This is a genomic window from Methylocaldum sp. MU1018 (genome assembly GCF_053646775.1).
Genome location: NZ_CM132195.1, coordinates 3,382,256 through 3,404,143, shown reverse-complemented (window position 1 = coordinate 3,404,143; position 21,888 = coordinate 3,382,256). Strand labels below are relative to the sequence as shown.

Here is a 21,888-nt window from a genome sequence, read left to right as displayed (position 1 = left end):
CGGCCAGCAGCGCCGTGTCCGCGATTCGGAATTACGGCTATGGGGGCGTCACCGGACATTCAAGGAGTGGGCGCGAAAGCCTACTTAGATTTGGCGTTGGTTTGCCATACAGCCGATCCCGGCGGAAGCGGAAAACGCTTCATTTCGTTCCGGCCAAGCCTTCTCCTCTGGGATCGCTGGCGGCATAAACGCGATTGGCGCTTTTGTCCCAAAGAATCGCTTGCATGTCGCCATACCGGCGGTCGACCGGTTTCAAGACGTGGCCTCGTTGCTTGAGTCCCGCCTGCTCCGCCTCCGTCAAGCCGCCTGGTTCGTATTGAATGACGTCCGGCAGGTACTGATGATGAAATCGCGGAACGGAAACCCAGGAGTCCGGCGTATGGCCTTCGGAGAAATCCAGAACGGCCAACAGGACCATGGACACGATGCGGCTTCCGCCGGGGGTTCCAACGATTCCTATGCGTTGCGGGCTCTCGAGGAAAACCGGCGTCATGCTGGACAGCATCCTCTTGCCCGGAGCAATGGCGTTAGCTTGGCCGCCCACCAGTCCATAAATATTGGGCGACCCGGGTTGAGTGGCGAAATCATCCATTTCGTCGTTCAGCAATACGCCGGTGCCGGGCGCCATGAATCCGGATCCGAAAGGATAGTTGATGCTTAAAGTGGCGGCGACGCGGTTGCCTTCCCGATCTAGAATCGAAAAGTGCGTAGTGTTTTCTCCATCCGGTTCGGGAACGCTGGGTTGGCTTAAATAAGCGCTCGGCAAGGCCCGGTCCGACCGTATCGCCGCGCGCAAGCCGGCGGCGTAATTCGGGCTCAGCAAGCGAAGCAATGGCATCGTCACGAAGTCGGGGTCGCCCAGGAATTGTTCGCGGTCGTGATAGCTGCGCCGCATAGCTTCGACGATAAGATGCTTGCGGGTGGTGCTGTCGACGGTTTCCAGGCCATAGTCCGACAGAATGTTCAGCATTTCGATCAACCCGACACCTCCGGCTGAAGGCGGCGGGGGCGCGGTGATGCGTATTCCGCGATAGAAGCCCCGGACAGGCTCCCGTTCGATCACGCGATAGTCGGCTAAATCCCGTATGGTCCAGATGCCTCCGGCGTTACGAACGCCTTCGACCAGCTTTTGGGCGGTATCGCCGCTATAAAAACCGGCTCTGCCGAACTCGCCGATCTGTTGGAGGGTATTGGCGAGATCCTTTTGTATGAGGGGCGCTCCGACTCGCGGCACCGCTCCTTCGGCCAGAAAAATGTCGGCCGCCGCTTTCGACCTGCGCAGCACGTCGGCACGAAACGACAACAATCGATGGTGGCGTTCGCTTATGGAAAATCCTTCTTCGGCATAACGGACAGCCGGAGCCAGGTCGGTCGAAAGCGGGAGCCGTCCATAGTGTTCCGCCAGATGTGCGAGCGCTGCGGGCATGCCGGGAATAGCGGCCGAAAGAACGCCATCGATCGATTTGCCGGGCACCGGATTGCCCTTCTCATCGAGGTACATGTCGGGCCGCGCAGCCGATGGCGCCTGCTCCCGACCGTCCAGCATCACTGTTTTGCCGTCGGAAGCTCGATGAAGAAGCCAGAATCCGCCACCGCCAAGTCCCGATCCGGCGGGTTCGACCACCGCGAGTGCGGCGCCGACGGCCACTGCGGCATCGAAGGCATTGCCGCCTTTTTCCAGGATTTCAAAACCTGCCGCCGTGGCGAGCGGATGCGCGCTGGCGATGGCGGCTTGAGGCGGGGAGGCCATCGCCGCCGGCGGGAAAAACAGGAGGCAGATGACGAGTCGGAACAGCTTGAGATCGGACAACGCTCCGCAGAAAACGCTAAATGCGTTGACCAGGACGTTCAAGTGTGAAGAGCAGGGGCGATATCGACGACTGTCCATTACCGGATTGTGTCACTGCACGGCGCGAGAAAGAAGATGCTGTTCCAGTTCGCGGGCGCAGCGAGTTACGGTCTTGGGCTTTTTGAGCCATCGGGATTATCGGCCCGATCCGCTGTCCGGCCGGCTACGCAGCGCGGCTGTTTCCAATGATGAAAATTTTTGTGATGGGCGCCGTCAAGTTTTGAGTCCCAGTACGTCCTGCATGTCGTAACATCCGGGGCCCTTGTCCATAAGCCAGGCGGCGGCCCGCATGGCGCCCTTGGCGAAAGTCATGCGGCTGGAGGCGTTGTGAGTGATTTCGACGCGTTCGCCTTCGTCGGCAAACATGACGGTATGCTCGCCCACGATGTCGCCGGCTCTGATCACGGAAAAGCCGATGCTTTTAGGATCGCGCTCTCCGGTATAGCCTTCCCGCCCGTAAACGGCGCATTCGCGCAGGTCCCGGCCGAGCGCGCCGGCCACTACTTCGCCCATGCGCAAGGCGGTTCCGGAGGGCGCGTCCACCTTGTGTCTGTGATGGGCTTCGATAATTTCGATATCAGTTTGTTCGCCAATGACCTTCGCTGCGATTTCCAGCAGCTTGAGGCACAGATTCACGCCCACGCTCATATTCGGGGCCAACACGACGGGAATCGCGAGAGCGGCCTGCTCGATATCCGCCCTTTGTTCCGGCGTGAAGCCGGTGGTCCCGATAACGAGCCGCTTTCCGTGTTTCCGGCACAGTTCCAAATGTGCCAGGGTCGATTCGGGACGGGTGAAATCGATGACGACATCGAGATCGTCAATGATGTGCGCCAGATCGTCGATCACGGGAAGGTCGAGCCTGAGCAGTCCGGCAAGCTCCCCGGCATCTTTCTCCACCGCGGGACTGCCTTTTCTTTCCACCGCGGCGGTCAAGACCATTCCGTCGCTACCGAGGCAGGCGCGTATCAAGGCGTGCCCCATGCGGCCGGCGGCGCCGACGATTCCGACTTTGATCATTGTAAATTTCCTGGGGTGTAGTTTTGGTTATTGAACATCGATTCGTTAGCGTTACGGTGCTCCGACATGCTCGGCCGCTAAAGTCCCAGTTTGTCGAAGAATTGTTTTACGCCGTCCAGCCAGCCGTGCGCTTGCGGGCTGTGATGGCTGCCGCCTCCGCTCAGGGAATCGTCCAGTTTCTTGATCAGCTCGATCTGTTCTTTATTGAGGTGAACCGGCGTCTCGATGCGGACCCGGCACAATAAATCGCCCTGCGGGCCGCCGCGCACCGGCTTGACTCCTTTGCCCCGCAGCCGGAACAGCCGTCCGGTCTGGGTTTCCGCGGGGATCTTGAGCACGACCTTGCCGTCAAGCGTCGGCACCTCCAGTTCACCGCCCAAACAAGCCGTCGGGAAGCTGATAGGAACTTCGCAATAGAGATTGGCGCCGTCCCGGGTAAAAATCGGATGCTCCTTGACCGAGATTTGTACGTACAAATCCCCCGGCGGCCCCCCGCTTTCTCCCGCTTCGCCTTCGCCGGCCAAGCGGATGCGATCCCCGGTATCCACGCCCGGCGGGATCTTGACCGACAGCGTCTTGGTTTCCTGAACGCGTCCCTGCCCGTGGCAGGCGCGACAAGGATCCTTTATCTGCTGGCCCGTGCCGTGACAGGTCGGGCAGGTTTGCTGTACGGCAAAGAAGCCTTGCTGCATCCGGATGGCGCCGTGGCCTTGGCAGGTCGGGCAGGTCGTGGGGCCGGTGCCCTTCTTGGCGCCCGTGCCGTTGCATTCCTCGCAGGTAACGAAGGTCGGCACGCGGATCTTGACTTCGGTACCCGCCACCGCCTCTTCCAGGGTGATTTCCAGGTTATAGCGAAGATCGGCGCCCCGTTGCGCACGGCTGCCTCGCCTTCGACCCGCGCCGCCGCCGCCGAAGATATCACCGAAGACATCGCTGAAGATATCGCTGAAACTTTCACCGGCAAAGCCGAATCCCCCGGCTGCGCCCATGGATGGATCAACTCCGGCGTGGCCGAATTGATCGTAAGCGGAGCGCTTCTTCGGATCGGAAAGCACGTCATAGGCTTCCTTGATCTTTTTGAACTGCTCTTCCGCCTCCGGATTGTCGCGGTTGCGATCCGGATGGTATTTCATCGCCAAGCGGCGAAAGCTTTTTTTAATGTCGCTATCGCTCGCGTTACGCGGCACGTTTAAAAGTTGGTAATAATCTTCTTTCGTCATAACGTGAAGAGCCGCAGGACTCGGCCTGCGGCTAAGTTGGAAGCGGTGCCAGGGTACACGAAACCGGCCTGATTTTTCAGGCGTTGAGCGTCGACCATCGATGTTCCCTCACTTAAAAGTCCGTCCTGGAGTCGAGGGTGAGGGTGAACGAGCGCCCTGTTTCCACGCATCTGCGCTCATGGCTCGTACCATTCAAGCGACGGGGCGTCTTATTTCCGGTCCTCTTTGACCTCCTCGAACTCGGCATCGACGACATCTTCGCCGGATTTGGCTTCCGCGGCGGGTTCGGGCTCGGCGCCGGGCGAACCGGCCGTTTCGCTTTTCTGAGCATATAGGCGTTCCGCCAGTTTACCCGAAAGCTCGGTCAGATGTTCGGTCTTTCGTTCGATTTCCGCCTTGTCGTCGCCGTTCATGGCGGTTTTCAGTTCGCTGATCGCGGTTTCGATTTTGCTGCGCTCGTCACTTGTCACTTTATCGCCAAGCTCATGCAGCGTTTTGTTCGTCGCATGGATCATGGCGTCCGCATTGTTGCGCGCGGCCACCAGTTCGTGCAGTTTTTTGTCTTCTTCGGCATGCAGTTCGGCATCTTTGACCATCCGCTTGATTTCGTCCTCGGTCAGACCGCTGGAGGCGGTGATGCGGATCGACTGCTGCTTGCCGGTTGCCTTGTCCTTGGCCGATACGTGCAGAATGCCGTTGGCATCGATGTCGAAGGTCACTTCGACCTGCGGAATGCCGCGCGGAGCGGGTGGAATGTCGGTCAGATCGAACTTGCCGAGAGACTTGTTGTCTCTCGCCATCTCGCGTTCGCCCTGCAGGACGTGGATCGTAACCGCGGTCTGGTTGTCCTCGGCGGTCGAGAATACCTGGCTGGTTTTGGTCGGAATCGTGGTGTTCTTCTCGATCAGCTTGGTCATGACGCCGCCCAGGGTCTCGATCCCCAGAGACAACGGAGTGACGTCCAAGAGCAGCACGTCCTTGACCTGCCCGCCCAAAACGCCGCCCTGAATCGCAGCGCCGAGCGCCACCGCTTCATCCGGATTGACGTCCTTGCGCGGCTCCTTGCCGAAGATGTCCTTCACGAAGTCCTGAACTTTCGGCATGCGCGTCTGGCCGCCGACGAGAATGACTTCGTCGATTTCGCTGGGCTTGAGACCGGCGTCCTTGAGCGCGGTTTCGCACGGCCCTTTGGTCTTCAGGATCAAATCCTCGACCAAGGATTCGAGCTTGGCGCGGGTCAACTTCATATTGAGGTGCTTGGGCCCGCCGGCGTCGGCTGTGACGTAGGGCAGGTTGATGTCGGTCTGTTGGCTCGACGACAGCTCGATCTTTGCTTTTTCCGCGGCTTCTTTCAGGCGCTGCAAGGCCAGCGGATCGTTGTGCAGATCGATGCCGTTCTCTTTTTTGAACTCGTCGCAGATGTAGTCGATGATGCGCAGGTCGAAGTCTTCACCGCCCAAATGAGTGTCGCCGTTGGTGGACAGCACTTCGAACTGATGCTCGCCGTCGACTTCGGCAATCTCGATGATAGAAATATCGAACGTACCGCCGCCAAGGTCGTAAACCGCAACTTTGATGTCACCGTGCTTTCTGTCCAGGCCGAAGGCCATGGCCGCAGCCGTCGGCTCGTTGATGATGCGCTTGACGTCGAGTCCGGCAATGCGGCCTGCGTCTTTGGTGGCCTGACGCTGGGAATCGTTAAAGTACGCCGGTACGGTGATGACCGCCTCTTTGATCTCTTCGCCGAGAAAGGCCTCGGCGTCCTTTTTCAGCTTCATCAGGACGCGCGCCGAGATTTCCGGCGGGGCCATCTTTTTGCCGTTGACTTCGACCCATGCGTCGCCGTTATCGGCTTCGACGATCTTGTACGGCACGAGATGTATGTCTTTTTGGACCACGGAATCCTTGAAGCGGCGTCCGATGAGGCGCTTTATGGCGTATAGCGTGTTTTTGGGGTTGGTGATCGCCTGCCGCTTGGCCGACTGACCCGCCAATACCTCGTTGTCGCCCGTAAAGGCCACGACGGAGGGCGTGGTGCGGGCGCCTTCGGCATTTTCGATGACGCGCGGTTTGCCCCCTTCGAGAATGGCCACGCAGGAGTTGGTGGTGCCCAAATCGATACCGATGATCTTCGCCATTTAATTCTCCAGATTAATCAATAGCTTGTGGTTTAGGTGGTGGTATAACGTTAATATGGGGGCGCCGCTGCTGATTTCAAGCTTGTTCGTCGATATGGGGAGACCCCGCGGCGGCTTGAGCCACAACCACCATCGCCGGGCGTAACAGGCGGTCGTGGAGCAGGTATCCTTTTTGGAAAACCTTTACGACCGTGTTGGGCTCGGCATCTGCGGCCGGCTGCATCGCCATGGCTTGATGTAATTCCGGGTTGAATTTTTCGCCCATCGGGTCTACTGCCCGGACGCCGAATTTTTCCAGCACCGAATTCAACTGCTTGAGCGTGAGCTCCATGCCTTCGCGCAGTTTTGCCACGTCCGGGGCGTCTCCCGCCGCGGCTTGCAGGCCGAGTTCGAGGCTATCGGCTACGGTCAGCAGTTCTTTCGAAAACTTTTCCAGGGCGTATTTGTGGGCATTCTGGAGTTCTTTTTCCGAACGTCGGCGCAAATTCTCCAACTCGGCCTGGGTACGTGCGAATTTGTCCCAGTTTTCTTCCGCTTGTCGGGTGGTATCGGCCAACTGTTGCGCCAGTTGTTCGATCGGGGTCGGTTCGACAACGCTTTCTTCGGTCTCGATTGGCTTGTCGATAGAAGACGCCTGTTCCACTTGATCCGGCGCCGTTGGCGGCGATTCTGGCGAAGCCTGGTCTTTGCTCATATAACATGCTCCTTAAACAAAATGACGACGAGCCCGCTGCGCTTGTCTATGCACGCATGGGGCGACGTTGTTCTATCAGATGTGGATTAAGATGGGGGCAGGGATTTCTGATTCAAGGCGGCCCCCAACAATTTCGCCGTGACGTCGACCAGGGGAATGACCCGTTCATACGCCATGCGGGTGGGGCCGATGACGCCAAGGACGCCTACCGCTTCGTCATTCACGGAATAGGAGGCGGTCACCAGGCTGCACTGATCCAGTGCGCGATAGCCGGATTCCTCGCCGATGAAGATCTTGACGCCGGGGGTTTCCAGGCAGCGGTCCAGCAGATGGACCAGGTCTTCCTTCTGATGAAACGCTTCGAACAAGGAGCGCAGCCGCTCCATGTTGGCCAAGTCGGCAAAGTCCATCAAATTGATCTCGCCGGTCAGAACAAACGGTTTCCGGCGTTCTCTTTCATCTTTGAGGGCCAAATCCGCAATTTCGGCGGCGTCTATGATTTCCTGGCTCAAGCGATTCCGCACGTCCTGCAAATCGTTAAACAGACTCTCTCGAATCGCGGTTAAATCCTTGCCCGCGTACGTCGAGTTGAGAAAATTCGCTGCCGCCTGCAAATCGGAAGGAGAAAACCGGCGGGACGTGTGAATGATTTTGTTGTGGACCTCCTGCTCGTTGGTGACCAGTATGACCAGCAGGCGTTGACCGGATAGCGAGATAAACTCGATGTGCCTGAAGGCCACGATTTCACGGCGCGGCGACATCACGAGCCCCGCCATGTGCGTAATTTCCGAGAGGGCCCGGGAGGCGGTTTCGAGCAGGTCGTCGGGATTGTCCTGAGTATCCAGGTTCAGGCGAAGCTGCTTGACGAGGTCTTGCTGTAAAGGCTTGACCGTCAACAAAGTATCGATGAAGAAGCGGTAGCCGGTCACCGTGGGCATGCGTCCCGCCGATGTGTGCGGCGACGTGATCAGCCCGATGTCTTCCAGATCCGCCATGATGTTACGGATCGTCGCCGGGCTTAAATTCAAGCCGGTGTCGCGGGCCAACGCCCGAGAACCAACCGGTTGGCCTTCGCCGATATAGCGCTCCACCAGCACTTTCAGCAAGTGTTGGGCGCGTGCGCTTAACTGGGGATAGTTGGGCACCGATATCCTCGGATGGTAAGGTTTTTAGCACTCGAAACCATCGAGTGCTAAAAAAGTAGCAACCCCTAGATAATGTGTCAAGAAGCTCATACCATATCGAGAAAACGGCGTCTAACATAGAGTGTGTTCTTAACGAACGCGGGACAAACGATTCCGTATCCAAGGAGAGAATCATGCAAGGCGACTCAACGGTTATCGACTACCTTAATCGCGTACTCGGCAACGAGCTGATCGGCATCAATCAGTATTTCCTTCACGCCAGAATGTACAGGAACTGGGGATTGAGCGGGCTCGACAAGTATGAGTACGACCAGTCTATCGATGAGATGAAGCATGCCGACAAGTTGATCGAGCGTATTTTGTTTCTCGAAGGATTGCCCAATTTGCAAGATCTCGGCCATCTGAAGATTGGAGAAAATCCGGAAGAAATGCTCGGCTGCGATCTCCAGCTGGAGCTGCAAAGCGTCTCCCTGGCGCGCGAAGCCATCGACTGTTGCGAAAAGGCTGGCGACTACGTGTCCCGCGATCTTCTGGAAGAGATACTCGAAAGCGAAGAAGAGCACATCGACTGGTTGGAAACCCAGTTGGGTTTGATTCAAAAAATAGGACTACAGAACTATTTGCAGTCTCAAATGTAAGCTGCGGCACAGGCCGTTCGGGCTTGCAGACACGCCGTAATAAGTTTACAGCCGCAGAAACTCATGTCATCTCCTTTCCGGAACGTTGCCCTGATCGGGAAGCCCGATGCGCCGCGCATTGCCGAAACCCTTTCCGTGCTTTACCGGCACCTCGTCGGGCGGAGGCTGCGCGTGCTGGTGGAAAGGGATTGCGCCCATTTCATCGCTGAGTCTTCGCCGGAAACGGGGACTGTCGCCGAAATAGGCCGGCGCTGCGACCTCGCGATCGTCGTCGGCGGCGACGGCACGCTGTTGTCCGCCGCGCGCGTTCTGGCGCAGTTCGAGATTCCGCTGATCGGAGTGAATCTGGGGCGGCTGGGGTTTCTCGTCGACATTTCCCCCTCAGATGCCGGCACCATCCTGGATGAGATTCTCGATGGACGGTTCAGCGCCGACGAGCGTTTCTTGCTGCGCGCGAAGATTTTGCGTAACGGCCGTACATGGCACGAGCAGACCGCGATCAACGAGGTGGTCGTGCATAGCTGGAACGCCGCCAGCATGATCGAAATCGAGACCTCGATCAACGGCGTTTTCCTGAACTCTCAACGTTCTGACGGGCTCATCGTATCCACGCCCACAGGATCTACGGCCTATGCTCTCTCGGCCGGAGGCCCGATTCTTTATCCCACGCTCAGGGCTATTGTATTGGCGCCCATCAATCCGCACACCTTGACCAACCGCCCGATAGTCGTGGCCGACGACAGCGTGATCGAAATCGCTTTCAGGCCCAGCAAGCAGTTCAAGGCGCAGGTCGTGTGTGACAACGTGTCGATTCCCGACGTCGAGATCGACGACCGCATCGAGATCCGAAGAGAGTCGAAAAGCTTCCGTATTCTTCATCCGCTTGATTACGATTTCTTCGAAATTCTTAGAGCAAAGCTCAATTGGAGTTCCGGTTATCGGAGCTAATCATGCTTGCTCACCTCAGCATCAGAGATCTGGCTGTCGTCCAATCGCTCGAATTGGAATTCGAGCGCGGGCTAACCGTGCTGACCGGTGAGACCGGCGCAGGAAAATCGATACTGTTGACGGCTTTGGGATTGGCTTTGGGCGATCGTGCCGATTCCGGTTTTATCCGCCCGGGGGCCGCTCGCGCCGAAATCAGTCTTGCGTTTGAATTGAATGACGCGCCCGAGGCACGTCGCTGGCTCGAGGAAAATGAATTATCGGAGGACGGCCAGTGCCTGGTGCGGCGGATAATCGGCCAGGACGGACGCTCGAAAGCTTTCGTCAACGGGCGCCAGATCACCTTGCAAGCCTTGCAGGAACTGGGATCCAATCTGGTCGAGATACACGGTCAGCATGCTCATGTGCATCTTTTGAAGGCAGCGGAGCAGCGGCGTTTATTGGATGAGGCCGCGAGGAACGAAGCGCTGCTGGTCCAGATAAACGACCTCTATGCGCATTGGCGAAATACCCGGGGCGAATTGGACAGGCTCGCGAACACGGCCAAGGATCAGGCGGCTCGGGAAGAATTGCTGCGCTATCAAATCGACGAGCTGGAGCAGCACGAGATCTCGGGATTGGACTATCCGGCTCTAATCGAAGAGCATACGCTTCTGGCGAATGTCGGCAAAATACTCGCCACGGGCCAAGCCCAGTTCGAACTTCTCTACGAAGACGAGAATCACTCGGTCAACGCGCATCTGGCACAGGCCATCCATGCCTTATCGGACTTGAGTCGGCTGGCTCCCGAGCTGGAAGAAACGGCCGCTCTCCTTAACGAAGCGCAAGTACAGGTTAAAGAAGCGGCTTTGCAACTCCGCCGTCAACTTGAACGTATCGAGGCCGATCCCGGTCGTCTGGATTGGCTGGAGCAGCGCCTTGGAGATATCCATCGCTTAGCCCGCAAGCACCAGGTTCCGCCGGAGGAACTGCCCAAACAGCTCGAATCGTTGCGCTCGGAATTGAGCGGTATCGCTCGCGAAACGGAAAGGATCGAGAGCTTGCAGGCCGATCTTCGGCTGGTTCTCGCGGAGTACGGGGACGTTGCCGATTTCGTATCTCGGCGCCGGCGAGCCTCCGCCGGCACGCTGCAATCGCGTATCTCGGAAATGATTCAGGAATTGGGCATGCCGCAGGGACAGTTTCTGGTCGAGGTGCGTCCCGAGGACAGGAGCGAGCCGAGTCCTTTCGGCATGGATCAAGTCGAGTTCTTGGTCAGCGCCAATCCGGGCTTACCGCCGCGTCCTTTGGCCAAAGTCGCATCCGGCGGCGAACTGTCGCGTATCAGCCTGGCCATTCAGGTGGCGGCTATCGATTCCAAAACCGTTCCGAGCTTGATTTTCGACGAAGTGGATACCGGAATCGGCGGGCGAGTGGCCGAAATCGTCGGCCACAAGCTGCGTGCGCTGGGGCAGGGACGGCAAGTGTTTTGTATAACTCATTTGCCGCAGGTCGCGGCTCAGGGTCATAACCACTTGTTAGTGGAAAAAGCCAGTGTGGCCGGGGTTACGCAGTCGACGGTCCGAAAGCTTTCCCGTGAGGAAAGGAAGCAGGAAATCGCTCGCATGCTCGGCGGAATTCGCGTCACTCAGCAAACCTTGGCCCATGCCGAAGAGATGTTGGACAGCCATGCGCAAAGCGGGTTGGAGGTCTAAAACGCACTGAGAATGCCCCAAAAACGAGCCGTAGGCGCTATTGGTCGTGTGGTCGTCGTTCTCGGGGCGCTTTGACGAAAAATCGAGAGCATTGCCGGGCGGCTTGTCCGGGCCGCCCGATTGGGTCGACAGCTAAGGCGTATTTGCGTTCGCTGAAAAAGAATTACTCCGTGCCGTTTCCGCTGTTCGGGCTATCGGGTACGTCGGCATAGGCGGCGCTGCGGCTCTCTTCGGACTGCCGATACTCGTCGGCGAAGCGGTTGTCGTGAGTTGTCGAAGGTATTTCGCCCGTTTCTCGGATCTCTTCGTGGTTGATGTCGTTTTGCCCTTCACCCGGTTCGTTGTGCTTGCCGGCAAACCTTTTGTCCCGTCTGCCGCGTCCCCGGCGTTTGGCCAGGGGGTGGCGGGGCGATTTGCGAATCGACGGTTCGTTGGAGCTTAAATCTTCCGTTTCGGCTTCGGTCTCTTTCCGGTCGTCCGGGGAAGGCGCAGGCTCGGAAGAAGCAATTGCCGATGCGTCGGCCGAGCTTTGGTTTTCCCGCTCGATACGAGGTTCTTCCAGGGTCGCGGGCTTCGGTAAATAGATTGCCGGAAGATCGCGTTTTTCCTCCTGCTCCAACGATGCGCGCGCTGGTTCGATAAAGATCGGCATTGGAGTATCGGAAGCCGGCGTGGGCATGATGGCCTGGGTTGGATTCTCCTCCACGGGGCTGTAATCGGCCGATGGGCTCTCCGGTATCGGTAGCCCGAACTCCTCGGTTTTCTCCTGCGGAAGGTCTCTCGACTGGCTTTGCGGGCCGCTGTGCACTAGGCCGGGTTCGCCCCTTCTTGCTCGTCTCCGTCGGGATCCTCCCCGTCTCGACTGATCCCGGACGCGCCGGTCGCCGTTGGCGAATTCCTGTTTTTCCGAGAGCGGGGCGCGGGTTTCGGTTTCCCGTGCTTCGAGCATTTCTCCGCCTATGGGACGCGGGCGCTGTTTGAACTCGGCTACCCGAGGCGGTCGCTGCTGAGCGGCGCGCGGAAGCATCGGTTGAGGTTTTTCGAGGTTCGTCTCCTCTTCGTCCTCCGGCTTGCCGCCGGTCAGAATCGACCAGAACCGTTTTATGAAACCTCTCGCAGCCTGTTTCCCGGCCGCCGTCATGGGTGCGGGATGGCTGGGCAGGAATTCTTTGACGGCAGGCTCCGCGCTGGCTGATGCGGTCTCTCTCGCAAATCTCGGGAGTTCGATCCCTGCCGACCTGAGCAGCTGATAACTTGGTTTCTTTTCTCCTTCTTCCTCGGTGCCGCTGCTCCGAACGCGCTGGATTTCATAGGCCGGCGTCTCCAGGTGTTTGCTGGGAATGACGATGATGCCGACCTGGTGCCGTTTCTCAATCTCTTCGATGGTCGAGCGTTTTTCATTGAGAAGATAGGTGGCCGAGTCGATGGGCAGATGAGCGATAACCTTGTCGGTGTTTTTCTTCATCGCCTCTTCTTCGATGATGCGCAGCACCGACAGCGCCAGCGACTGTACGCTGCGCACCGAGCCTTGGCCGTTGCATCGCGGGCAGGTGAGCAGGCTGGATTCGCCGAGCGACGGACGGAGGCGCTGACGCGACATCTCCAGCAAGCCAAAGCGCGAGATGCGCCCGATTTGTATCCGGGCCCGGTCCGATTTGATGGCGTCGCGCAGGCGGTTTTCGACGGCGCGCTGGTTGCGCGCCGCCATCATGTCTATGAAGTCGATCACGAATAAACCGCCCAAATCCCGGAGTCTGAGTTGGCGCGCGATTTCGTCGGCAGCCTCCAGGTTGGTGTTCAGCGCGGTTTCCTCGATATCGCCGCCTTTGGTTGCGCGGGCGGAATTGATGTCGATTGCCGTCAGGGCTTCGCTGTGATCGATTACGATCGCCCCGCCGGAGGGTAACGGCACTTCCCGGCTGTAGGCCGTTTCGATTTGGCTTTCGATCTGATAGCGGCTGAACAGCGGAACGGTATCCTGATACAGCTTCGCCTTTTGGATGAATTGCGGCATGACCTGCTGCAAGAAACTGCGCACCAGCTTGTACGTGCCGGCGTCGTCGATCAGGATCTCGTCGATGTCGCCGCGGAGGTGATCCCTCAATGCGCGAATAATCACGTTGCTTTCCTGAAAGATCAGGAAGGGAGCGGATTTTTCTTTTGCCGAGCGGTCGATCGCCTCCCACAGTTGCAGGAGGTAATTGAGGTCCCATTGCAATTCTTCAGCCGACTTTCCGCCGCCGGCTGTCCGCACGATGAGTCCCATGCCTTCGGGAATTTCGAGCTGGCTCATGACCTCGCGCATATCGGAGCGAATGTCGCCCTCGATGCGGCGCGAAATGCCGCCGGCGCGCGGATTGTTGGGCATCAGGACCAGATAGCTGCCGGCCAGGCTGATGTAGGTCGTTAGCGCCGCACCTTTGCTGCCGCGCTCCTCTTTTTCGACCTGAACGATGACTTCCTGGCCCTCTTTAATCAGTTCCTTGATATCGCGGCGCGAGAACTCCTCATCCAGCGGCTGTCCGAAATAGATCGGTGTAATTTCCTTGAACGGTAAAAAACCATGACGCTCGGCGCCATAATTGACGAAAGCCGCTTCTAGGCTGGGTTCGATACGGGTGATGATGCCTTTGTAAACATTGGCTTTTTTCTGTTCTTTGGAGGGGATCTCTATATCAAAATCGTAAAGTTTTTGTCCGTCCACCAGTGCAACCCGAAGCTCCTCGGGTTGCGTGGCATTGATCAACATTCTTCTCATTCGGCTGGTCCTTTGGCGTTTCCCCGAAGGAGTGGGCAAGCGGTTTCATGCAGCCATTTTTCTTATCAATCAAAGCGTATTCTTAATTGATGTTAATGCGCCTAGCGCGTTGAAAACCGAATCTTGACGTTGCGCGGGATGGCCCGGCCTCGAGAGGAGGAAGGCTCTTCCATTCTTCAGGTAACGCGATGCTCGCTCATCATGGGTCGAGCGAAAAAACCCTGTTTATATCGTTCTTTAGGCCAAATTTCCCTGCCTGATACTTTATGGCTCCTTGAACAATGTTCTGTTTGTCGCCAATAAATCCCGATCGGTGAATGGTTTTTCGATTAGGTTGGGTATGTGGAAGCGACAGGCTTAAGGCCGACTGAAATGAGAGCGGCTAAGTCCGTCTGCCCCGTAGTCGAGTTGTTTACCGCCGATCGTATTCGGCGGCCTCGCTATCTAACCGTAAAACTTGCGATTTCCCGACCCTTGCCGCGTAACCCCGAGAAGGATCGCCTTTTTGTCGGCCTTATGGTTCTCGACGTCAGGTCGCTCTAAATTTCTTCAGGGCTATCATGGTCGGGGTAGTCCGGATAGCTACTTGGCGCGCGGTTGCTGGCAACCGTAAGCTAACTATAACAACCTTAAAGAGAACCATCAATTTGGGTGGTTAAAGCTGATATGATGTCACTATGAAGCACGTGTTAAGTGGCGTTTCCGTTCAATGGATCGAGGTCGATAAGGAGAGTGCGGGGCAGCGAATCGATAATTTTCTGTTCGCGCGTCTTAAAGGGGTGCCGAAAAGCCATGTCTATCGAATTCTGCGCACCGGCGAAGTTCGTCGCAATGGCGGACGTATTCAGGCTCAGGAGAGGCTGGATGCCGGTGATTTGATCCGCGTTCCGCCGCTTAGATTGGCTGTCCGCGATCCTGATCGAATACCCGAAGCGTTTGTCCGAACCCGCTTGGAGCCTCGCATCTTATATGAGGACGACGATCTCTTGATCCTCAATAAGCCCGCGGGGATGGCGGTGCACGGCGGTAGCGGTTTAAGTTTCGGCGTCATTGAAGGCTTGCGGGAAATTCGCTCGGACGCCCGGTTTCTGGAGCTTGTGCATCGATTGGATCGCGATACCTCCGGTTGCCTGTTGATTGCTAAAAAGCGCAGTGCTCTGCGAATCCTGCACGAGCAATTTCGCAACGATGAAGTGAAGAAAGCTTATCTGGCCTTGCTTGTCGGAGCATGGGCGAGAACGCGGTGGACGGTGGATGCGCCGCTCAAGAAGAACGTGTTGCAGAGTGGCGAGCGAATGGTGAAGGTCGCGCGAGAAGGGAAGCCGGCGGTGACCGAGTTTAGGAGAAAGGCGCGCTATGCGAGTTCCACACTGGTCGAGGCTCGTCCGATTACCGGACGCACTCATCAAATCCGGGTTCACGCTCAAGCTATGGGGCACCCGATCGTAGGGGATGATCGCTACGGCGACGAGAAGGTCAATCGGGAGTTTCGCCAGTTCGGTTTGAAGCGTCTTTTTCTTCACGCTCTGGAAACGACTTTCCGCCATCCGCGTACCGGCAAGCCAATCGAAGCCAAAGCTCCGCTCGATCGGGACCTGTCTGAATTTCTCGATGCCCTGCCGCGATGAACGGTCGATTCGATCTTTTGGTTTTCGATTGGGATGGCACGCTGTTCGACTCGGTCGGATGGATCGTGGAATGCTTGCAGCAGGCGGCGTATCGGTGCGGTTTGCCCATGCCGTCCGAGCAGGCGGCAAAAGCTGTTATCGGTCTCGGTCTGAGGGAGGCAATGGAGGCGTTATTTCCCGAGCATCCTTCTGAAATGGCGCTCCGTCTGGCGGAAAACTATCGTCGCCATTACAACACTAAGACGATTGGTGCCGACGGTTTGTTTGCCGGCGTGCTCGATATGTTGGCGGAGTTGAAGGGGCGCGGTTACCGCCTCGCGATCGCTACGGGCAAAACCCGTACCGGTTTGGATCGTGCCCTTGCGGCGACCGGGACGGAGTCGTTTTTTCATTCGACGCGCTGTGCTGACGAGACGGCGTCGAAGCCGGACCCGGAAATGCTCTTTCAACTCATGCGTGAGCTCGATATCGCCGGCGAGAGAACCTTGATGGTGGGCGATTCGCTTCACGACCTGCGCATGGCTCGAAATGCCGGAGTCTCCGCGGTCGGTGTCGGATGCGGCGCGAACGATTTGGTCGAGTTGACCGGGTTCGGTCCTCTGGCATGCCTGGAACGGACCGTCGACCTTCTGGACGTTCTAAACTGACAAGTCGATTTTGGGTTTGAATATCAAGGCAAACAGTGAGAAATTGGCTGAGATAATACTATGGACCAACAAAACATGAATGAAGCGAGGCAGGAAACGGAGGATCGGACGTCTTCGCCTGCATGGGAGCGCGAAATTCTGGAAAAAGTGTTGCTGGCGTCGGTTGCGGAGCAGCGGCGAGCGAGGCGCTGGGGAATATTTTTCAAGCTGTTTATGTTGGCCTACTTGGGCGTCGCGCTTTGGTTGGCCGCTCAGCCGCTGTCGGAACAGCGCGGTAAGGGAGAGAGAAGCCATACTGCCGTCGTCGACGTTGCGGGCATGATCGCGGCCGGCGAAAAGGCCAATGCCGATGCCATCATCGAGGGGCTTAGAGCGGCCGCCGAAGCCGCCGGCACTAAAGGCATTATTTTGCGCATGAACACGCCGGGCGGTAGTCCCGTGCAATCGGCATACATTTATGAGGAGGTCCGGCGGATCAAAAAGCTTAAGCCGGAACTTCCGATTTATGCGGTGGTGGCGGACATGTGCACTTCGGGCGGTTATTACATTGCGTCCGCGGCCGACAAGATCTTCGTCAATCAGTCGAGTATCGTGGGGTCGATCGGCGTGATCATGGATAGTTTCGGATTCGTGGACGCCATCAATAAGCTCGGCGTCGAGCGTAGGGTGATGACGGCCGGAGAGCATAAGGCGATTCTCGATCCTTTTTCGCCGGTCGATCCGGTGGCGAAGGAGCATGTGCAAACGGTTCTCAATTCAATACACCGGCAGTTTATCGAGGCTGTCCGACAAGGCCGGGCCGGGCGCCTGAAAGAGGATGCTCCCGGGTTGTACTCGGGACTCGTCTGGGCCGGCGCCGAAGGCATTGAGCTCGGTTTGGTGGATGAGCTTGGAGATGTCCGTTCGGTGGCAGAAACGGTGATTGGGGCTAAGGACATAGTCAATTACACCCCGGAGGAAAATCTGTGGGATCGGGTGACGAGTCGCATCGGTGCCAGCTTCGGCCGTGCGTTGCGCAGTGCGGTGTCGGCCGGGCTATATCCCGGTTAGGCGGGTTCGTCGGTTATGGCGGAGATCGAGAAAGCATTCGATTTGATTGAAGAAGAGCCGATCTATCGCGGTTTTTTTTACCTGTCGCGCATCCGGCTCAGGCATACATTGTTTCGTGGGGGCTGGAGTGAGCCTCTGAGCAGGGAACTGTTTCATCGGGGCCGGAGTGTTGCGGTGCTTCCCTATGATCCTGTGGCGGACCGGGTGGTGCTTATCGAGCAGTTCAGGGTTGGAGCCATGCCGGTGAACAGAGATCCTTGGCTTCTCGAAATTGTGGCCGGCGTTATTGAGGAAGGGGAGAGTCCCGAGGATGTTGCTCATCGCGAAGCTCGCGAGGAAGCCGGTTGCGAAATTCGCGAACTCATTCGTATCGCCGAGTTTTTTCCTACGCCCGGCGGCTGCTCGGAAAAAATTACGCTGTTTTGCGGAATCGTGGATTCCTGCGATTTAGGCGGCGTGCATGGCCTTGGCGAGGAACACGAGGATATTCTGGCTAGCGTCGTGAGCTTTGATCAGGCGATGGATTTGCTTGAGCGGGGCCTGATTGAAGCGGCCGTCCCGATCATTGGTCTTCAGTGGCTGGCATTGAATCGAGACCGCCTGAGAGATTTATAACGCCGCTTAAGGATGACGCACTCGCCGGGTGTGCTGGGGTTTGGAAGTGGTCTTGTCGGATGTTGGAAGGCTTTGAGGGAAAGAAAGTAACGGCGAGAAAAACAATTTGACGGAGCACTTTTTTTAATCGATAATGCAATTTCTACCGCGCGCCTGTAGCTCAGTTGGATAGAGTACCTGGCTACGAACTAGGTGGTCGGGAGTTCGAATCTCTCCAGGCGCGCCATTATTAAGTTTGTGCGGGGTTTGACCGGTTTCGGTCCTGTTTTTATAATCCCGATGCTTAGCATTCTTCCCCTGTAGCTCAGTCGGTAGAGCAGCTGGCTGTTAACCAGCGGGTCGGCGGTTCGAGCCCGTCCGGGGGAGCCATATTCGTGTATCGCGAACCTTTTTGCTAATCCGGCTTGGGTTCGCGATATGCATGTCAGGGCGCGGCTTGTCGGGCTGTAAGGGTCTGGCGGGTTGTCGGTTTGAGTTGTTTATCCCTTAGTCTGTCATCGGATATCGTCGCGTTTTTGTGCATGATGGCCGATTTTTGATTTGATGTCCGCCGTCATCTTCTGTCTGCGCGCATTCGTTGGTGGGCGGTATCTGTGTGAATTTGGTCTTTGCCGCTCTGGTTTGGCGGATGTTCGCTCTATGGCTTGGTGTATTCCGTCTCCCCTCCTTGTTTTCTAGGTACTGGAATGGGGTGGTGTTGACAAAGCTGTTTTTTAGTTTTAAATTTCGCCGCTTTACCAGCGGCCTTTTGGCGTTTTCTAGGGCGAGTCAGGAGTCTGGTGATGATTTTTCCGAAGGTTGAGCGAAAAAGTTTTGGAGTTTGGTAATGACCACGATAAACCAGTTGGTTCGGAAGCCGCGAGTCAGAAAAAAAGACAAAAGCAATGTGCCGGCCCTGGACAGTTGTCCTCAGCGGCGCGGTGTCTGTACGCGCGTTTATACGACTACGCCCAAGAAGCCGAATTCCGCATTAAGGAAGGTGGCGCGCGTCCGCTTGACGAACGGCGCTGAAGTAACCAGCTATATCGGTGGTGAAGGGCATAACTTGCAGGAGCACTCCGTGGTTCTGATCAGGGGTGGTCGTGTGAAAGACCTGCCGGGCGTGAGATATCACATTGTCCGCGGTAGTCTCGATACGGCTGGCGTTCAAAAGCGTCGCCAGGCGCGGTCTAAGTACGGCGCGAAAAGGCCAAAAAGTTAACTGAATTCTGGGTTGCGTTATGTCTAGAAGAAGAGTTGCTCAAAGAAGAGAAGTTATCCCGGATCCGCGCTTCGGTAGTGAGGTTCTTGCTCGCTTCGTCAATATGTTGATGGTGAGTGGGAAAAAGTCCGTGGCCGAGAAAGTGGTGTACGGGGCTTTGGATTACATTTCCGCCAAGACTAGTCAGTCGTCCTTGGATGTGTTGACTAAGGCTCTGGAGAATGTCCAGCCGCTGGTGGAGGTCAAGTCGCGTCGCGTGGGTGGTGCCACTTATCAGGTGCCGGTCGAGGTTCGTCCTGCGCGTAGATCGGCTTTAGCTATGCGCTGGCTGATTGATTCCGCGCGCAAGAGAAGCGAAAAGGGGATGGTCATGAAGTTGGCCGCCGAGTTGCTTGATGCGAACGAGAGTCGCGGTGCGGCGGTGAAGAAGCGCGAAGACACGCATCGAATGGCTGAGGCAAACAAGGCATTCTCACATTATCGTTGGTAAGTAGCGACTTATTATTTTCAATTCAGGTTAGCGAAGGTTAAGGCAGTGGCACGCACGACTCCAATCGAGAGATACCGCAATATAGGGATTTCCGCGCATATCGACGCAGGTAAAACTACTACCACGGAGCGTGTGTTGTTTTACACCGGCGTCAATCACAAGCTCGGCGAAGTTCATGATGGCGCTGCGACGATGGACTGGATGGAGCAGGAGCAGGAGCGTGGTATTACCATTACCTCTGCGGCAACCACCACTTATTGGAAGGGGATGGGGCTCAACTACCCCGAGCATCGCATCAATATCATTGATACGCCCGGTCACGTCGATTTTACGATCGAGGTGGAGCGCTCGATGCGCGTCTTGGACGGGGCTTGCATGCTCTACTGTGCGGTTGGTGGGGTTCAGCCCCAGTCGGAGACGGTTTGGCGTCAGGCTACGAAGTACGGGGTTCCTCGTATTGCGTTCGTGAACAAGATGGATCGTTCTGGTGCGGATTTCTTTAAGGTTTACCGGCAAATGCGCGAGCGTTTGCGGGCGAACCCCGTGCCTATTCAGATTCCTATCGGCGCCGAGGATTCGTTCAAAGGTGTGATTGATCTGGTGAAGATGAAATCCATCTTGTGGAACGATGCGGACAACGGAACGACGTTTGAATATGCGGACGTTCCTGGTGAGCTTGCTGATATTGCCGTCGAGTGGCGTGAAAAGATGGTCGAGGCGGCGGCCGAAGCCGATGAAGAGTTGATGAACAAGTATCTGGAGCAAGGAGAGCTTTCGGAAGAAGAGATCAAGCGTGGATTGCGTCAGCGTACGATCGGGCTCGAAATTTTCCCGATGCTTTGCGGGTCCGCTTTTAAGAATAAGGGCGTGCAGGCGATGCTGGATGCGGTCATCGATTACCTGCCGTCTCCGGTAGATGTACCTCCCATTAAAGGTGCGGATAGAGATACTGAGCAGCCGGTTGAACGTAAATCGAGCGATGATGAGCCGTTTTCCGCTCTTGCGTTCAAGATCATGACGGACCCGTTCGTGGGAACGCTGACCTTCGTCCGTGTTTATTCGGGTGTCTTGAGTTCCGGTGATAGCGTAATCAATTCGCAAAGCGGAAATAAAGAGCGAATCGGTCGTCTGTTGCGCATGCATGCCAATACGCGCGAGGAGATCAAAGAGATTCGCGCGGGCGATATCGCTGCGTGCGTCGGTTTGAAGGATATTGTTACCGGCACGACCTTGTCCTCTCTGGATAAGCCTGTGGTTCTCGAAAGAATGGAATTTCCTGAGCCGGTGATATCGGTTGCGGTGGAGCCGAAAACGAAAACTGATCAGGAAAAAATGGGGCTTGCGTTACAGAGATTGGCGCAGGAAGACCCGTCATTCCGTGTGCATACCGATGAGGAGTCTGGGCAGACCATTATTTCCGGTATGGGTGAGTTGCACTTGGAAATTATCGTCGATCGAATGAAGCGCGAGTTCAAGGTCGATGCCAATGTTGGTGCGCCTCAGGTAGCTTATCGAGAAACTATCCGGAAGTCCGTCGAGCAGGAAGGGAAGTATATCCGCCAGACGGGTGGTCGCGGTCAGTATGGCCACGTGTGGTTGCGGATAGAGCCTTTGGAAACGGGGGGGTACGAGTTCGTGAATGGCATTGTTGGTGGTGTCGTTCCGAGGGAGTACATCCCGGCTGTGGATAAAGGCGTGCAAGAGCAATTGCAAAATGGTATATTAGCCGGCTACCCCGTTGTGGACGTGAAGGTCACGTTGTTCGACGGCTCGTACCATGACGTAGACTCCAGCGAAATGGCATTTAAGATTGCTGGTTCGATGTGTTTCAAGGAGGGGGCTCGCAAAGCCGGTCCGGTTCTGCTTGAGCCGATAATGAGTGTAGAGGTGGAAACGCCTGAGGATTACATGGGTGACGTCGTGGGTGATTTGAACAGGCGTCGAGGTATGGTGTTGGGGATGGATGATAATGCGGGCATTAAGGTTCTGAAAGCCGAGGTTCCTCTGGCTGAGATGTTCGGTTATTCAACCACTTTGCGATCGCTGAGTCAGGGAAGGGCTACCTACTCGATGGAATTCAAGAAGTACCAAGAAGCTCCTGCGAACATTGCGGACGCGGTGATTAAGAAGGCATCTGTCGGTTAACGTTTAGAGAT

Annotated in this window: 17 protein-coding genes and 2 tRNA genes; 12 read left to right on the top strand and 7 right to left on the bottom strand. The window is 56.7% G+C overall.

What is annotated here, in order from left to right; all coding sequences use genetic code 11:
- Window positions 1-139: 139 nt before the first annotated feature.
- The 6 genes from ggt to hrcA all read right to left on the bottom strand — a co-directional run bounded on the left by ggt (window position 140) and on the right by hrcA (window position 8,066).
- Window positions 140-1,888, bottom strand: a complete 1,749-nt coding sequence (ggt, locus tag ACWJKU_RS15650) for a gamma-glutamyltransferase (protein ID WP_454143698.1) — start codon at window positions 1,886-1,888, stop codon at window positions 140-142.
- Window positions 1,889-2,062: 174 nt separating this feature from the next.
- Window positions 2,063-2,869, bottom strand: coding sequence for a 4-hydroxy-tetrahydrodipicolinate reductase (gene dapB / locus ACWJKU_RS15645; protein WP_454143696.1), 807 nt, complete (start codon window positions 2,867-2,869; stop codon window positions 2,063-2,065).
- Window positions 2,870-2,946: 77 nt separating this feature from the next.
- Window positions 2,947-4,089, bottom strand: coding sequence for a molecular chaperone DnaJ (gene dnaJ, locus ACWJKU_RS15640; protein WP_454143694.1), 1,143 nt, complete (start codon window positions 4,087-4,089; stop codon window positions 2,947-2,949).
- Window positions 4,090-4,298: 209 nt separating this feature from the next.
- Window positions 4,299-6,227, bottom strand: coding sequence for a molecular chaperone DnaK (dnaK, locus tag ACWJKU_RS15635; RefSeq protein WP_454143692.1), 1,929 nt, complete (start codon window positions 6,225-6,227; stop codon window positions 4,299-4,301).
- Between the two features lie 76 nt (window positions 6,228-6,303).
- On the bottom strand, window positions 6,304-6,921 hold the full coding sequence (grpE, locus tag ACWJKU_RS15630; RefSeq protein ID WP_454143690.1) for a nucleotide exchange factor GrpE: 618 nt from the start codon (window positions 6,919-6,921) through the stop codon (window positions 6,304-6,306).
- An 86-nt stretch (window positions 6,922-7,007) separates the two neighbouring features.
- On the bottom strand, window positions 7,008-8,066 hold the full coding sequence (hrcA, locus tag ACWJKU_RS15625; protein ID WP_454143688.1) for a heat-inducible transcriptional repressor HrcA: 1,059 nt from the start codon (window positions 8,064-8,066) through the stop codon (window positions 7,008-7,010).
- Window positions 8,067-8,239: 173 nt separating this feature from the next.
- Between hrcA and bfr the strand changes: the two genes are divergently transcribed.
- The 3 genes from bfr (at window position 8,240) to recN (ending at window position 11,343) form a co-directional block, all read left to right on the top strand.
- Window positions 8,240-8,704 (top strand): bacterioferritin, encoded by a 465-nt coding sequence (bfr, locus tag ACWJKU_RS15620; RefSeq protein ID WP_454143686.1) that lies wholly within the window; start codon window positions 8,240-8,242, stop codon window positions 8,702-8,704.
- A gap of 63 nt (window positions 8,705-8,767) precedes the next feature.
- Entirely contained in the window at window positions 8,768-9,652 is an 885-nt protein-coding gene (locus tag ACWJKU_RS15615) for an NAD(+) kinase (protein ID WP_454143684.1), read from the top strand.
- Window positions 9,653-9,654: 2 nt separating this feature from the next.
- The gene (gene recN, locus ACWJKU_RS15610; protein ID WP_454143682.1) at window positions 9,655-11,343 is read left to right on the top strand and encodes a DNA repair protein RecN; all 1,689 of its coding nucleotides are present in this window, start codon (window positions 9,655-9,657) and stop codon (window positions 11,341-11,343) included.
- Between the two features lie 163 nt (window positions 11,344-11,506).
- Here recN and ACWJKU_RS15605 read toward each other — a convergent pair whose 3' ends face one another.
- Window positions 11,507-14,101 (bottom strand): Rne/Rng family ribonuclease, encoded by a 2,595-nt coding sequence (locus tag ACWJKU_RS15605; RefSeq protein ID WP_454143680.1) that lies wholly within the window; start codon window positions 14,099-14,101, stop codon window positions 11,507-11,509.
- A gap of 677 nt (window positions 14,102-14,778) precedes the next feature.
- On the opposite strand from ACWJKU_RS15605, the gene rluC reads away from it, so the two are divergent.
- From rluC to fusA, 9 genes are all read left to right on the top strand, one after another.
- Window positions 14,779-15,729: a 23S rRNA pseudouridine(955/2504/2580) synthase RluC gene (gene rluC, locus ACWJKU_RS15600; RefSeq protein ID WP_454143678.1), complete on the top strand. Its 951-nt coding sequence runs from the start codon at window positions 14,779-14,781 to the stop codon at window positions 15,727-15,729.
- Window positions 15,726-16,376 (top strand): HAD-IA family hydrolase, encoded by a 651-nt coding sequence (locus ACWJKU_RS15595; RefSeq protein ID WP_454143676.1) that lies wholly within the window; start codon window positions 15,726-15,728, stop codon window positions 16,374-16,376. Before rluC ends, ACWJKU_RS15595 begins: the two co-directional genes overlap by 4 nt.
- A 75-nt stretch (window positions 16,377-16,451) precedes the next feature.
- Window positions 16,452-17,426, top strand: coding sequence for a S49 family peptidase (locus ACWJKU_RS15590; RefSeq protein ID WP_454143674.1), 975 nt, complete (start codon window positions 16,452-16,454; stop codon window positions 17,424-17,426).
- A 15-nt stretch (window positions 17,427-17,441) separates the two neighbouring features.
- A complete protein-coding gene (locus tag ACWJKU_RS15585) occupies window positions 17,442-18,041 on the top strand; it encodes an NUDIX domain-containing protein (RefSeq protein WP_454143672.1) in 600 nt (199 codons plus the stop codon).
- 149 nt (window positions 18,042-18,190) lie between these two features.
- A tRNA-Arg gene (locus tag ACWJKU_RS15580) sits at window positions 18,191-18,267 on the top strand.
- A 67-nt stretch (window positions 18,268-18,334) separates the two neighbouring features.
- Window positions 18,335-18,410: transfer RNA gene (locus ACWJKU_RS15575), tRNA-Asn, on the top strand.
- A gap of 457 nt (window positions 18,411-18,867) precedes the next feature.
- Window positions 18,868-19,242: a 30S ribosomal protein S12 gene (gene rpsL / locus ACWJKU_RS15570; RefSeq protein WP_119630040.1), complete on the top strand. Its 375-nt coding sequence runs from the start codon at window positions 18,868-18,870 to the stop codon at window positions 19,240-19,242.
- 19 nt (window positions 19,243-19,261) lie between these two features.
- On the top strand, window positions 19,262-19,732 hold the full coding sequence (gene rpsG / locus ACWJKU_RS15565; RefSeq protein ID WP_454143670.1) for a 30S ribosomal protein S7: 471 nt from the start codon (window positions 19,262-19,264) through the stop codon (window positions 19,730-19,732).
- Window positions 19,733-19,777: 45 nt separating this feature from the next.
- Window positions 19,778-21,877 (top strand): elongation factor G, encoded by a 2,100-nt coding sequence (gene fusA / locus ACWJKU_RS15560; RefSeq protein WP_454143668.1) that lies wholly within the window; start codon window positions 19,778-19,780, stop codon window positions 21,875-21,877.
- Window positions 21,878-21,888 lie beyond the last annotated feature (11 nt).